Annotated in this window: 10 protein-coding genes; 5 read left to right on the top strand and 5 right to left on the bottom strand. The window is 49.9% G+C overall.

Annotation, left to right across the window (positions count from 1 at the left end; genetic code table 11):
* Positions 1–19: 19 nt before the first annotated feature.
* Positions 20–1,441: an amino acid permease gene (locus OGX83_RS09530; RefSeq protein WP_286587885.1), complete on the top strand. Its 1,422-nt coding sequence runs from the start codon at positions 20–22 to the stop codon at positions 1,439–1,441.
* Between the two features lie 54 nt (positions 1,442–1,495).
* On the opposite strand, the gene OGX83_RS09525 is transcribed toward OGX83_RS09530, so the two are convergent.
* The 5 genes from OGX83_RS09525 to ycaO all read right to left on the bottom strand — a co-directional run bounded on the left by OGX83_RS09525 (position 1,496) and on the right by ycaO (position 8,792).
* Positions 1,496–2,290, bottom strand: coding sequence for a PA3715 family protein (locus OGX83_RS09525; RefSeq protein ID WP_286587881.1), 795 nt, complete (start codon positions 2,288–2,290; stop codon positions 1,496–1,498).
* Positions 2,291–2,376: 86 nt separating this feature from the next.
* Positions 2,377–3,117, bottom strand: a complete 741-nt coding sequence (pflA, locus tag OGX83_RS09520) for a pyruvate formate lyase 1-activating protein (protein WP_286587879.1) — start codon at positions 3,115–3,117, stop codon at positions 2,377–2,379.
* Between the two features lie 310 nt (positions 3,118–3,427).
* Complete coding sequence (gene pflB, locus OGX83_RS09515) at positions 3,428–5,710, bottom strand: formate C-acetyltransferase (RefSeq protein WP_003035753.1); 2,283 nt, start codon at positions 5,708–5,710, stop codon at positions 3,428–3,430.
* A 59-nt stretch (positions 5,711–5,769) separates the two neighbouring features.
* Positions 5,770–6,627 (bottom strand): formate transporter FocA, encoded by an 858-nt coding sequence (gene focA, locus OGX83_RS09510; RefSeq protein ID WP_003831909.1) that lies wholly within the window; start codon positions 6,625–6,627, stop codon positions 5,770–5,772.
* Between the two features lie 404 nt (positions 6,628–7,031).
* Positions 7,032–8,792 (bottom strand): 30S ribosomal protein S12 methylthiotransferase accessory factor YcaO, encoded by a 1,761-nt coding sequence (gene ycaO / locus OGX83_RS09505; RefSeq protein ID WP_020996515.1) that lies wholly within the window; start codon positions 8,790–8,792, stop codon positions 7,032–7,034.
* Positions 8,793–8,928: 136 nt separating this feature from the next.
* On the opposite strand from ycaO, the gene OGX83_RS09500 reads away from it, so the two are divergent.
* The 4 genes from OGX83_RS09500 to cmk all read left to right on the top strand — a co-directional run bounded on the left by OGX83_RS09500 (position 8,929) and on the right by cmk (position 13,131).
* Positions 8,929–9,621, top strand: a complete 693-nt coding sequence (locus OGX83_RS09500) for a DUF421 domain-containing protein (protein WP_008784261.1) — start codon at positions 8,929–8,931, stop codon at positions 9,619–9,621.
* Positions 9,622–9,833: 212 nt separating this feature from the next.
* Entirely contained in the window at positions 9,834–10,922 is a 1,089-nt protein-coding gene (serC, locus tag OGX83_RS09495; protein WP_032942886.1) for a 3-phosphoserine/phosphohydroxythreonine transaminase, read from the top strand.
* 70 nt (positions 10,923–10,992) lie between these two features.
* Positions 10,993–12,276 (top strand): 3-phosphoshikimate 1-carboxyvinyltransferase, encoded by a 1,284-nt coding sequence (gene aroA, locus OGX83_RS09490; protein WP_103015115.1) that lies wholly within the window; start codon positions 10,993–10,995, stop codon positions 12,274–12,276.
* A 171-nt stretch (positions 12,277–12,447) separates the two neighbouring features.
* Positions 12,448–13,131: a (d)CMP kinase gene (gene cmk, locus OGX83_RS09485; RefSeq protein ID WP_003831921.1), complete on the top strand. Its 684-nt coding sequence runs from the start codon at positions 12,448–12,450 to the stop codon at positions 13,129–13,131.
* Positions 13,132–13,172 lie beyond the last annotated feature (41 nt).

Raw genomic sequence — 13,172 nt, 5'->3', positions numbered from 1 at the left:
CTTCCACAAAGGATTGCGTATGGCTGGTGTGCAGGAAAAACAATTGCGATGGTACAACATTGCATTAATGTCATTTATTACCGTCTGGGGTTTTGGTAACGTCGTCAACAACTATGCTAATCAGGGATTGGTTGTTGTCTCCTCCTGGATATTTATTTTCGCGCTCTATTTTATTCCTTACGCGTTGATCGTCGGGCAGCTTGGCTCAACCTTTAAAGAGGGTAAAGGCGGAGTCAGTACCTGGATTAAACATACCATGGGGCCAGGGTTGGCCTATCTTGCTGCCTGGACCTATTGGGTTGTTCATATACCTTATCTGGCGCAAAAACCGCAGGCTATTCTGATTGCGCTGGGATGGGCGCTGAAGGGCGATGGTTCGTTGATTAAAGAGTACACCGTCGTGGCGTTGCAGGGGCTGACGCTGGCGCTGTTTGTCTTTTTCATGTGGGTTGCGTCCCGTGGCATGAAGTCGCTGAAAATTGTTGGGTCAGTTGCTGGCATCGCGATGTTTGTGATGTCCATTTTGTATGTTGTGATGGCGGTAACCGCGCCTGCAATTACGGATGTGCAAATAGCGACAACCAATATCACCTGGGAATCGTTTATCCCGCACATCGATTTTACCTACATTACCACGATCTCCATGCTGGTCTTTGCCGTGGGCGGTGCGGAGAAAATTTCGCCATACGTTAATCAGACACGTAATCCGGGCAAAGAATTTCCAAAAGGGATGCTCGTTCTGGCTGTTATGGTAGCGGTATGCGCGATTCTCGGGTCGCTGGCTATGGGAATGATGTTTGACTCCCGGCATATTCCAGATGACCTGATGACGAATGGTCAATATTACGCCTTCCAGAAATTGGGTGAGTATTATGGTATGGGTAATTCGCTGATGGTTATTTACGCGGTTGCCAATACGCTGGGACAGATTGCGGCATTGGTATTTTCTATTGATGCACCGCTTAAAGTTCTGCTGGGGGATGCTGATCGTAAATATATTCCCGAGAGCCTGTGTAAAACCAACGCTTCCGGTACGCCGGTAAATGGTTATATTCTGACGCTGGTGCTGGTGGCAATTCTGATTATGTTGCCAACACTGGGAATTGGCGACATGAACAACCTGTATAAATGGCTATTGAATCTTAACTCTGTCGTGATGCCATTGCGTTATTTATGGGTGTTTGTGGCGTTCATTGCCGTTATTCGCCTGGCGCAAAAATATAAATCGGAATATGTCTTTATTCGCAACCGCTCGCTTGCGATGACCGTGGGGATCTGGTGCTTTGCCTTTACCGCATTTGCCTGTCTGACCGGGATTTTCCCGAAAATGGAAGCCTTTACTCCTGAGTGGACATTCCAGCTCACGCTGAATATCGTGACGCCATTTGTGCTGGTTGGACTGGGATTGATTTTCCCGCTACTGGCGAGAAGAGGACGCTAAAGACAAGTGTGGCAGAAGAGCAGGAGATAGTGATGCTATCTCCTGCTTTACCTCTCAAAACAACGGGGACAGTTCTTTTGGGATGGCATACTGTTTGCCATCATAACGCAGTACCCAACTGGCTTTCCCCGGTTTATCCTTTGATGCGCACTGCTCGTTGGCGTCTGTATAGGCCGTTGATTCCACGTTTTTCTCGTTTACCCGAATATCGAAGTATCCATTATGTGAATCAGGCGCAAGGGCAAGGGTGCGTTTAATATCGTGGAATGTTCCCACACAGTTCCCGTCCCATTCACCGGTGCTATTCTCAAGTACGATTCCGTTTATTACCGCCCGTAGTTGATTATTTTCAATAACAAACAGCGATAGCGCATCTTCACTATAAGGATTTACACGGGAACTGCCGGTGCGGGTGACTCGTAAGCCAAATGCGGTCTGATCTGGGGTAACTTTCCAGCGCGCAGTATCCAGCGCCAGACCGGTAATTTGAATGGCATCGTCATTCATACGTTCGGGCAGGCGTAGCCGCTGTTTTACGTCGAGGCTTGTGGAATCCAGTACCAGAAGCTCCAGATCGCCAATGCGATCGTAATCGCTATATTGTTGTGCCATCAGCGGGATCGCCGCTAAGGTCAGTTCCGGGTGGGCTGGCCAGACACGGCAAATTGCGCTTTGCGGTGAGTTACCTGTGATTTCGATAACCTGATTATGCTGTGTGAGTAGCTTGCCTTCCGCTGTCGGTTTTGCATCCGGCCATGCATGTTGCACAATGGCGTTGATATCACAGTTGCTGGCGGCATTTACGTATTGGGCAGATAACAGCAACATGCCAGAAATGAATAACCGCATGGCGTCCTTTCCTATAATTCGAGTGGTTGTCGCTTAGATAGCAAAACGGCTGCCGTTCAGGGCAGCCGTTTCGTGGTGGCTAAAACTCAATACATCACTTTATGTCCATATTGCTCGAGAATGCACTTCACGCGCTCCATGGTCTCTTTCTTCGGTGGTTTGACGCCATCCAGTTTGTACTCTTCGCCCATTGCTACCCATTTGTGTTTGCCCAGCTCGTGGTAAGGCAGCAGCTCGATTTTTTCAACGTTACCCATATCGCGGGTAAATTCGCCGAGGCGGTGCGCGGAGTCATCGTCATCAGACCAGCCAGGTACGACAACATAGCGGATCCACACTTTGATGTCTTTGTTTGACAGGTAACGCGCGAACTCCAGCGTACGATGGTTAGATACGCCGACCAGATTCTGATGGATTTCATCGTTCATCTGTTTGAGGTCGAGCATGACCAGGTCGGTGACTTCCAGCAGCTCATCGATCACCGGATCGTAGCGGCGAACAAAACCGTTGGTATCCAGACAGGTATGAATACCTTCTTTTTTACAAGCGCGGAACCAGTCACGTACGAATTCAGCTTGCAGGATAGCTTCGCCGCCAGACGCCGTCACGCCGCCGCCGGATGCGTTCATAAAGTGGCGATAGGTCACCACCTCTTTCATTAATTCGTCGACGGTGACTTCTTTACCGCCGTGTGTATCCCACGTGTCACGGTTATGGCAATACAGGCAGCGCATCAGGCAGCCCTGAAAGAAGGTAATAAAGCGGATGCCCGGGCCATCAACAGTGCCACAGGATTCAAAGGAGTGAATGCGACCAATAACTGACATTGCGGTGTTTCTCCAGGTGTGGCCCATCCGGGGCCAGTGTTAGTGCACAGTTATTAACTGTGTCGAGTCTGTTTTGGCTGCTATCCATACTTTTCGTCTTTCAAGCTGCATCTTTGTTAGCTTCTTTCGCTCACCCCAGTCACGTACTTCTGTACGCTCCAGGGGATTCACTCCGTTGCCGCCTCAATGCAACTCGAAATCCATCGAGTATATAAGTATAGATAGCTGACAAAGCAGGCTATTAAAAAGGCCCCACTTACGTGGAGCCTTTATTGTACGCTTTTTAAAGTACGATTTCAGTCAAAACCAATTACATGGTCTGAGTGAAGGTACGAGTAATAACGTCCTGCTGCTGTTCTTTAGTCAGGGAGTTAAAACGTACTGCGTAGCCAGAAACGCGGATGGTCAGCTGCGGATATTTTTCCGGATGTTCCATCGCATCCAGCAGCATTTCGCGGTTCATGACGTTCACGTTCAGGTGCTGACCACCTTCGATGGACGCTTCGTGGTGGAAGTAACCATCCATCAGACCAGCCAGGTTGGTCTTACGAACTTCGTCGTCTTTACCCAGTGCGTTCGGAACGATAGAGAAGGTGTAAGAAATACCATCTTTAGCGTAAGCAAACGGCAGTTTAGCAACGGAGGTCAGAGAGGCAACAGCACCTTTCTGGTCACGACCGTGCATTGGGTTAGCACCCGGTCCGAACGGCGCGCCAGCACGACGACCATCTGGGGTGTTACCAGTTTTCTTACCATAAACCACGTTAGAGGTGATGGTCAGAACAGACTGAGTCGGGATAGCGTTACGATAAGTAGTCAGTTTCTGAATTTTCTTCATGAAACGTTCTACCAGGTCAACCGCCATGTCATCAACGCGAGAGTCGTTGTTACCAAACTGCGGGTATTCGCCTTCGATTTCGAAGTCGATAGCCAGACCGTCTTCGTCACGAATCGGTTTAACTTTCGCATATTTGATTGCAGACAGGGAGTCAGCAGCAACGGACAGACCAGCGATACCACACGCCATGGTGCGGATAACGTCACGGTCGTGCAGCGCCATCAGAGAGGCTTCGTAGCTGTACTTGTCGTGCATGTAGTGGATAACGTTCAGCGCGGTGACGTACTGTTTAGCCAGCCAATCCATGAAGTGATCCATGCGGTCCATAACTTCGTCGAAGTTCAGAACGTCGCCTTTGATCGGTTCAGATTTAGGACCAACCTGCATTTTCAGTTTTTCATCAACGCCACCGTTGATTGCGTACAGCATGGTTTTCGCCAGGTTTGCACGCGCACCGAAGAACTGCATTTGTTTACCAACAACCATCGGGCTTACGCAGCAAGCGATAGCGTAGTCGTCGTTGTTGAAGTCCGGACGCATCAGGTCATCGTTCTCGTACTGCAGAGAAGAGGTGTCGATGGACACTTTAGCGGCGAATTTCTTGAAGTTCAGAGGCAGTTTTTCAGACCACAGAACAGTGATGTTCGGCTCCGGAGAAGGACCCATGGTGTACAGGGTGTTCAGGAAGCGGAAGCTGTTTTTGGTAACCAGAGTACGGCCATCAACGCCCATACCACCGATTGATTCAGTTGCCCAAATCGGGTCACCGGAGAACAGTTCATCATATTCAGGAGTACGCAGGAAGCGAACCATACGCAGTTTCATGACCAGGTGGTCGATCATTTCCTGTGCGTCTTGCTCGGTGATTTTGCCTGCTTTCAGGTCACGTTCGATGTAAGCATCCAGGAAGGTGGATACGCGACCGAAGGACATTGCTGCACCGTTCTGAGATTTAACTGCGGCCAGGTAGCCGAAGTAAGTCCACTGGATAGCTTCCTGAGCGTTGGTAGCCGGACCAGAGATATCGCAGCCATATTTAGCAGCCATTTCTTTGATCTGACCCAGAGCGCGGTGCTGTTCAGCGATTTCTTCACGCAGACGGATAGTTGCTTCCAGGTTTACGCCGTTTTCCAGATCGGACTGCAGAGAGACGAACTGAGCGTATTTGTCTTTCATCAGGTAGTCGATACCGTACAGCGCAACGCGACGGTAGTCACCGATGATACGGCCACGGCCATACGCATCTGGCAGACCAGTCAGAACACCGGATTTACGGCAGTTCAGAATGTCTTTGGTGTAAACATCGAATACGCCCTGGTTGTGGGTTTTGCGGTATTCGGTGAAGATTTTTTTCAGCATCGGGTCCAGTTCGCGATTGTACGCTTTGCAGGAACCTTCAACCATTTTGATGCCGCCAAACGGAATGATCGCACGTTTCAGCGGAGCTTCAGTCTGCAGACCAACAATCTTCTCGAGCGCTTTGTTGATGTAGCCAGCGTCGTGAGAAGTGATGGTAGAAGCAACGGAGGTGTCAAAGTCAACAGGCGCGTGAGTGCGGTTTTCCTGTTTAACGCCTTCCATCACGCTGTCCCACAGTGCAGTGGTCGCATCAGTTGCGCCAGCCAGGAAGGACTCGTCACCCTCATACGGAGTGTAGTTTTTCTGAATGAAGTCACGTACGTTTACTTCATTCTGCCAATCACCTTTGGTAAAACCTTCCCAGGCTGTGGCTAACTTTTCATTAAGCTCGGACATGTAACACCTACCTTCTTAAGTGGATTTTTTATTTACTGCGTGTAATGGGCATCAACAGATTAATGATGATCGTTACCACGCAGATAAATGACCCAGTATGTCAACCCGACCAACAAACCGCCGCCGATAATGTTACCGATCGTAACCGGAATCAGGTTATCGGTGATGAAATTCATCACGGTCAGGTGAGAAAAATTCTCCGGAGAAGACCCAACTGCGGTCCAGAATTCCGGGGTGGCGAAATCGCGTATTACAATACCCATAGGGATCATAAACATGTTTGCGATACTGTGCTCAAAACCGCTGGCAACAAACATTGCGACCGGTAATACCATGATAAACGCTTTGTCCATCAGGCTGCGGCCTGAGTAGCTCATCCATACGGCCAGACACACCATCAGGTTAGCCAGGATACCAAGGCTCACTGCCTCAACAAAAGTATGGTGCACTTTGTGGTCGGCTGTTTGCAGAACGTTGAGCCCCCATGCGCCGTTGGCGGTCATATACTCGCCAGAAAGCCACATGAGTAACACAAAGATCAGGGCGCCAATCAGGTTGCCGACATAAACGTTAAGCCAGTTTTTCGCTAACTGACCCCAGGTAATACGACCACTGGCTTTAGCAACGACGATCAGTACGGTTGAAGTGAAGAGGTCTGCACCGCAGACAACACAAAGGATCAGCCCCAGGGAAAAGCAGATACCACCTACTAATTTCGCCATGCCGAAAGGCATAGTACCAGTGCCGGTTGTGGCGGTGATATAGAAAACAAAGGCAATTGAAATGAATACACCGGCAGTAATTGCCAGATAGAACGTCTTAAGCGGATGTTTCGTTGCTTTATAGACGCCTGCTTCTTCGGCAACTTTGGCCATTGCAGCAGGTAGAATAAGATCAAAAGGGTTGTCAGCTTTCACACTAACTCTCTCTTTATTAAGTCGGCGACGAGATACTAACAAAGCATTATAGATGAGAATTTGATATAGATCATATCTCGCCTGGCTTATAGGCCCGTAAGACGCATGGTTTTTATGCGATTACGGTGTAACATGTTGATTATCCATATAAAAATAAATTTTAAAAATTATAAAGTGAGTTGAATTTTTTCTTTCAGCCTCCTATGGGACGGTTAATTAAAATGGAGTAATTGAGATAAAAAACCACATTAATAAGCTAATTTTTTTAATATCAACTACTAATATTTAACCTTGCTTTTACATTTATTTTTTGGTTTGACCAAAATAAAAAACGGGGCGCTTTAAGCGCCCCGTAATATAGCTCAGACAATACATTTAGCCTACTCGGGGCAAGTTGTTTGTCACTATTTTGACCAGTGTGCCGCTTTCGCGCGTTGCAATTTCTCATAGGCTTTCAGCAGAGACTGATGTGCCGGGAATGCGTGCAGATCGCTGTCTACTGGCTGAAGCCCATAAAACGGCGCTTCACCACTCAGTGCCGCACTTGCCGCTTCAACCGCCTCAGCGCCGTACATGCGGACGAATGCGTTCAGATACTGCAGCGGCTGACGGTCTTCTTCCTGAGACAGTAGCAACAATGTTTGCAGGCAGCGATAGTAGTTTGCACGTTCCGCGCTAAAGACGGAGGCGTTAAATTCCATCGTCCATTCGGTCCACACCAGGGCCTGCTCCAGATCGCCACCGGCCAGCGCCAGCATCACTTTAAGCTCGCCAATACGCAGGGTGTACCAACCGTTATCCGCACCGGTCGCCAGACCGAGCAGCTCGCGCACGCGGGTGAAGTCGTCAAAACCTTCTTCATCCAACTGTTCAATCAGATTGAGGTAGTCTTCTTTATCCCACTCACTGCCTGGCAGAGAGAGAATGGTGTCACGCAGATGGGTGCCCATAGCGTTGTTGGCTAACCACAGATCTTCTGCCGGATAGATGTCAGACATTCCCGGAACAATAATGCGGCACGCGTAAACGCCCAGGTGCTCATAGTCAGCGATATACACTTCTTTATCTTCAGCATTGAAGATGGCCATCAGGGTGGCGAACTCTTCTTCCGTGGTGCCGGAGAAATTCCAGTCAACGAACGGATAGTCGGCATCCTGCTTGAACAGATCCCAGGAGATCAGACCGCTGGAATCGATGAAGTGAGTTTCAAGGTTGGTATGTTCTGCCACTTCCTCATCGTCGAAGGTCGGTGGGGTGAAGACATCAAGATCCTTCAGACCACGGCCCTGCAGCAGTTCAGTCACGGTACGCTCCAGCGCAACGCCGAAATCCGGGTGTGCGCCGAAGGAGGCAAAGCAGGTACCGTTGGCCGGGTTGAACAGGACAACGCAAATCACCGGATACTTGCCGCCCAGCGAGCCATCGTAGGCAAAAATTGGGAAACCTTCCGCTTCCAGTGTGGCGATGGACTCCACCACTGCCGGATAGCGCGCCATCACCTCGGCCGGGATTTCTGGCAGGCTGATGCTTTCGGCGATAATACGGTTCTTCACATGGCGCTCAAAGACTTCAGACAGGCCCTGAACGCGAGCTTCGTTAGGTGTGTTACCCGCAGACATGCCGTTAGAAACATACAGGTTGCCGATAATATTCATCGGAATGTAGACGGTCTGGTTATCAGACTGGCGGGTAAACGGCAGGCCACAGACGCCACGCTCTTCATTACCAGACTGTAGATCGATAAGCATGCTGCCGGTCAGTTCGTTATCTGGATCGTAAAATGCACGCAGACGCGCATCCAGTAAACCTTCTGGAACATCGTCTTCTTCAGTCAGCGGGAACCATTTTTCGTTCGGGTAATGTACGAAGGGGCCATTGGCGATAGTTTCGCCCAGCCAGAAATCGGCAAAGAAGTAGTTAGTCGACAGACGCTCAAAGTATTCGCCCAGCGCAGAAGCCAGCGCCGCTTTTTTTGTCGCGCCTTTACCGTTGGTGAAGCACAGCGCGCATTCTTTGTCGCGAATATGTACAGACCAGACGTTAGGGACGGGATTCAACCACGAAGCTTCTTCAATTTGAAAACCGAGGTCGAGCAATTTTTGCTGGAAGCGAGCGATGGAGTCTTCCAGAGCGGCATCTTTGCCGGGGATAAATGTTTGCGTCATGAAAATCACTTTTGTCGTACGGAAAGCGCGCAATGATACGGGTTTTCAATGAACGGCGCTATCGTCGCCGGAGCCCATGCGTAAATAAAAGCATTGGCTATGCTTTCTTACAGCCAATCACGTTTAGAGCATATTAATGAAAGCTTTCGATTTACACCGTATGGCGCTTGATAAGGTGCCCATGGATTTTCTGGGGGAAGTTGCGCTACGCAGCCTTTACACCTTTATATTGGTTTTTCTGTTTTTAAAAATCACCGGACGTCGTGGCGTACGCCAGATGTCGCTTTTTGAAGTCCTTATCATCCTTACGCTGGGTTCCGCCGCGGGAGACGTGGCGTTTTATGACGATGTTCCGATGCTGCCGGTGCTGGTGGTCTTTATTACTCTTGCTGTGCTGTATCGGCTGGTAATGTGGCTAATGGCGCATAGTGAAAAAATGGAGGACCTGCTGGAGGGCAAACCCGTCGTGATCATTGAAGACGGCGAGCTGGCATGGTCAAAGCTCAATAGCGCCAATATGACGGAATTTGAATTCTTTATGGAACTGCGTTTGAACGGCGTGGAGCAATTGGGACAAGTGAAACTGGCTATTCTGGAGACGAATGGGCAAATCAGCGTCTACTTCTTTGCCGATGAAGACGTAAAGCCGGGGCTCAGTATTTTGCCTAAACGTTGTACGCAACGATTTAAAGTAATACCTGAAGCAGGGGACTATGCCTGCATACGTTGTAGCGAAGTGGTGCAAATGAAGGCCGGAGATCATCAATTATGTCCGCGCTGTGCAAATCCAGAATGGTCGAAGGCCAGTCGGGCAAAACGGGTTACCTGACAGCAAAAATCTCGGTTTTTACCCGTCAATCCGATAGATTCTGTTGTGTGACCGATGACACATTTTTACCCTTGCCAGTTTTACCCATTGCGGCGCGTGTCACTGAATGATAAAACCGATATCCACAGGAATAACTTATACCAATGTCTGTCACCGGATTATCGTCAATGACAGGATGTTGATTGGACAACAACACAACGTGGTGAGGGGAAATGGCTCAGGTCTTCAATTTTAGTTCAGGTCCGGCAATGTTACCGGCAGAAGTACTTAAACTGGCTCAACAGGATCTTTGTGACTGGAACGGTCTTGGCACGTCAGTGATGGAAATTAGCCACCGTGGCAAAGAATTCATCCAGGTCGCAGAGGAAGCGGAGCAGGATTTTCGCGATCTTCTCAGCATCCCCTCCAACTATAAAGTGTTGTTCTGCCATGGCGGTGGTCGCGGGCAGTTCGCGGGTATCCCGTTAAATATTCTGGGCGATAAAACCACCGCGGATTACGTCGATGCCGGTTATTGGGCCGCCAGCGCAATTAAAGAAGCGAAAAAATACTGCACGCCAAACGTTATTGATGCCAAAGTCACCGTGGACGGCCTGCGTGCTGTTAAGCCGATGAGTGAATGGCAACTTTCTGATAACGCGGCATACCTGCACTATTGCCCGAACGAAACCATCGATGGCATTGCGATCGATGAAACGCCGAATTTTGCCAGCAACGTTGTGGTCACGGCGGATCTGTCCTCTACCATTCTTTCCGCACCGCTTGACGTTAGTCGTTATGGCGTAATTTATGCCGGGGCACAGAAAAATATCGGCCCGGCCGGTCTGACGATTGTCATCGTCCGTGAAGATTTGCTGGGTAAAGCTCATGTCTCATGCCCGTCAATCCTCGACTATACCGTGCTGAATGACAACGATTCCATGTTCAATACGCCGCCAACCTTTGCCTGGTATCTGTCTGGCCTGGTCTTTAAATGGCTGAAAAAGCAGGGCGGTGTTAATGCGATGGATAAAATTAACCAGCAAAAAGCGGAATTGCTCTACGGCGTAATCGATAACAGCGATTTCTACCGTAACGATGTGGCGAAATCCAACCGTTCACGCATGAACGTCCCGTTCCAGCTGGCTGACAGCGCATTGGATAAACTGTTCCTTGAAGAGTCTTTTGCTGCGGGCCTGCACGCGCTGAAAGGGCATCGTGTGGTCGGCGGTATGCGTGCGTCCATCTACAATGCCATGCCGCTTGAAGGTGTTAAAGCACTGACCGATTTCATGGTCGATTTCGAACGCCGCCGCGGCTAATCTGCTGTACTTTTCATCCCCACAGCCCGTCTGTGGGGTTTTTATGTCTGTTTTTTGAGAGTCGAGTTTCATGGAATCCCTGACGTTACAACCCATTGCGCGGGTGGATGGCACCATCAATCTGCCTGGATCCAAAAGTGTTTCTAACCGCGCTTTGCTGCTGGCTGCATTAGCCAATGGCACCACTGTCCTGACCAATCTGCTGGACAGCGATGATGTTCGCCATATGCTCAATGCTCTGAATGCGTTAGGGATTAGCTATACCCTTTCTGCCGATCGTACCCGCTGCGAGATAGTTGGCAATGGCGGTGCGTTGCACGCAGAAGGTGCAGTTGAGCTGTTCCTTGGCAACGCCGGAACCGCAATGCGCCCACTGGCCGCAGCGCTATGTCTGGGCAGCAATGACATCGTGCTGACGGGCGAACCGCGCATGAAAGAGCGCCCGATTGGCCATTTGGTTGATGCGCTGCGCCAGGGCGGAGCCAAAATTGACTATCTGGAGCAGGAAAACTATCCCCCTTTACGTCTGCGTGGTGGCTTTACCGGAGGCCAGGTTGAGGTAGACGGTAGCGTTTCCAGCCAGTTCCTCACTGCGTTGCTGATGACTGCGCCGCTGGCGCCACAGGATACGACGATAGCAATTAAAGGTGATCTGGTATCCAAACCTTACATTGATATCACACTGAACCTGATGAAAACGTTTGGTGTTGAAATTGAAAATCAAAACTACCAGCGCTTTGTCGTGAAGGGGCAGCAGCAGTATCAGTCACCGGGTGCATACCTGGTTGAAGGTGATGCTTCTTCCGCTTCCTATTTCCTCGCGGCAGGTGCTATTAAAGGCGGTACGGTAAAAGTTACCGGGATTGGCCGCAACAGCATGCAGGGTGATATTCGTTTTGCCGATGTACTGGAGAAAATGGGCGCAACCATTACATGGGGCGACGATTTTATTGCCTGTACTCACGGCGAGTTGAACGCAGTGGATATGGATATGAACCATATTCCTGATGCGGCGATGACCATTGCAACGGCGGCGCTGTTCGCTAAAGGCACCACGACATTACGTAATATCTACAACTGGCGCGTCAAAGAGACCGATCGTCTGTTCGCGATGGCGACGGAGTTACGCAAAGTGGGCGCGGAAGTGGAAGAGGGGCATGACTTTATCCGCATCACCCCGCCTGCAACATTGCAATTTGCGGACATCGCGACCTACAACGATCACCGCATGGCGATGTGTTTCTCGCTGGTGGCGCTGTCTGACACGCCGGTGACCATTCTTGACCCAAAATGTACCGCCAAAACCTTCCCGGATTATTTCGAACAGTTGGCTCGTATTAGTACATCTGCCTGATTTTATTGCCGCACTTTCGGGTGCGGCACATTCTGACATCTCCGATTGCCTATTTATTCTACACTCAGCTTCAATGATTCTGCATTTTTCACACAAAGATAACGATCGTTGGCGTTGGCGCGTATAATGCGCGGCGTTCACGTTAATGTACGCCCGTTTAAGGAGAAAAAGATGACGGCAATTGCCCCGGTTATTACCATTGATGGCCCAAGTGGTGCAGGTAAAGGCACCTTGTGCAAGGCAATGGCGGAAGCATTGCAGTGGCATCTGTTAGATTCAGGCGCGATCTACCGCGTACTGGCGCTCGCAGCGTTACATCACCATGTTGATGTCACATCTGAAGATGCTCTGGTACCGCTTGCCTCACACCTTGATGTGCGTTTTATCTCAACAGACGGCAACCTGGAAGTCATTCTTGAAGGTGAAGATGTCAGCGGTGAAATACGTACTCAGGAAGTAGCGAATGCCGCCTCTCAGGTTGCGGCGTTTCCCCGCGTGCGTGAAGCGTTATTACGTCGTCAACGCGCATTTCGCGAATCCCCAGGTCTGATTGCTGATGGACGTGATATGGGCACCGTGGTGTTTCCGGATGCGCCGGTGAAAATTTTTCTGGACGCCTCCTCGCAAGAACGTGCGCATAGACGTATGCTACAGTTGCAGGAGAAGGGCTTTAGTGTTAACTTTGAACGCCTTTTGGCCGAGATCGAAGAACGCGATTATCGCGATCGTAATCGTGCTGTAGCGCCGCTGGTTCCCGCTGCTGATGCTTTAGTTTTGGATTCAACCCGATTAAGCATTGAGCAAGTGATTGAAAAAGCGTTACAATACGCGCGCCAAAAACTGGCTCTCGCTTAAGTGCGACCGAATTTGCAGTACCCCCGTTGCAATGGATTGAC

This window comes from Citrobacter sp. Cpo074, from assembly GCF_030332745.1.
GTDB lineage: Bacteria > Pseudomonadota > Gammaproteobacteria > Enterobacterales > Enterobacteriaceae > Citrobacter > Citrobacter portucalensis.
Note: the sequence above shows the minus strand (reverse complement) of the source record. Positions and strands in the feature narration are given on the sequence as shown.